General features: G+C 45.6%; 1 protein-coding gene. It reads left to right on the forward strand.

All coding sequences use genetic code 11. The annotated features are described in order from the left end of the window. Positions 1-124: 124 nt before the first annotated feature. Complete coding sequence (locus Xbud_RS18960; RefSeq protein ID WP_145956685.1) at positions 125-1,264, forward strand: ISAs1 family transposase; 1,140 nt, start codon at positions 125-127, stop codon at positions 1,262-1,264. Positions 1,265-1,283 lie beyond the last annotated feature (19 nt).

The following is a 1,283-nucleotide window of genomic DNA, read 5'->3' on the forward strand; positions in this document are numbered from 1 at the left end:
CAGGGCAAACGGGTCTAAATTGCTCAATGTGATTAGCGGAGTATATTCAGTACAGAGAAATAGGAATAATCGCCGTTTGTGATTTATCATTAGCAACCTAACAATGATAATCCTAGAAACTGCCATGCAAGCCACAACCCTCAGCAATGCTTTTGGACACCTCACTGATCCGCGTGTTAACCGGACTAAACAATATGCACTCATCGACATTCTGACTATCTCGATCTGTGCCGTAATCTGCGGTTGTGCAGGCTTCAATGCGATTGAAGAATACGGTAAATCTAAAGAGGATTGGTTCCGGCAATTTCTGGATCTTCCTAATGGCATTCCCAGTCATGATACCTTTAACGATGTGATAAACCGGCTTGATCCCCAAGAATTTGGACTCGCATTTACCCAATGGGTGAAGAGCTTAGCCACATTCTCTGATGACATTATCGCCTTGGATGGCAAAACATTGCGGGGTACGCTTGACAAAGCGAATGGTGCACCGGCGCTTCATCTGGTTAGCGCCTGGTCAGTTGAGAATCAACTTTGCTTTGGTCAGGTGAAAGTCTCGGATAAATCGAACGAAATTACAGCAATCCCCAACTTGCTGGCCTTGTTGGATATTGAAGGTTCCACTGTCACCATTGATGCAATGGGCTGTCAGTACAAAATCGCTGATCAGATTGTCGGGGAGCAGGCTGATTATGTTCTGGCATTAAAAGGCAATCAGGGTGAATTTCATGAGGATATCAAGTACTTTTTAGATACTCAGCTAGCAAAAGGTTTTAGGGGGATCCCCCACGCTAAAACTCAGGGTACAGGAGGCGATCACGGTCGTATCGAACAGCGTCAGTTGTGGTTGGTTAACGATATTCATTGGTTACGGGAACGACACCCTCAGTGGTACACACTGGGTGGCATCGCGGTAGTGGAGTCTTGGCGTGAAGAGCAGGGAAAACCCGAGAGTTACGCACGGCGTTATTATATTACCAGTCATCGTGATAAATCGGCGGACTTTATTGCGGGAGCGATACGTAGCCATTGGCATATTGAAAATAAACTGCACTGGCAGCTGGATGTGAGTTTTGGTGAAGACAACCAGCGTCTGAGAAGCGGTCATGCCGCTGAAAATATCGCTTTAGTGAATAAAATAGCCCTTAACCTACTGAAAAATGAGAAAACCGTAAAAGTGGGAGTGAAAACTAAGCGTCAGAAAGCAGGATGGGATAATGGTTACATGCTGAAAGTCCTCACGGTGGGTTTTACGTCAGTATAATTTAGACCCGTTTGCCCTA

The sequence above is a fragment of the Xenorhabdus budapestensis genome (assembly GCF_002632465.1).
Lineage (GTDB): Bacteria > Pseudomonadota > Gammaproteobacteria > Enterobacterales > Enterobacteriaceae > Xenorhabdus > Xenorhabdus budapestensis.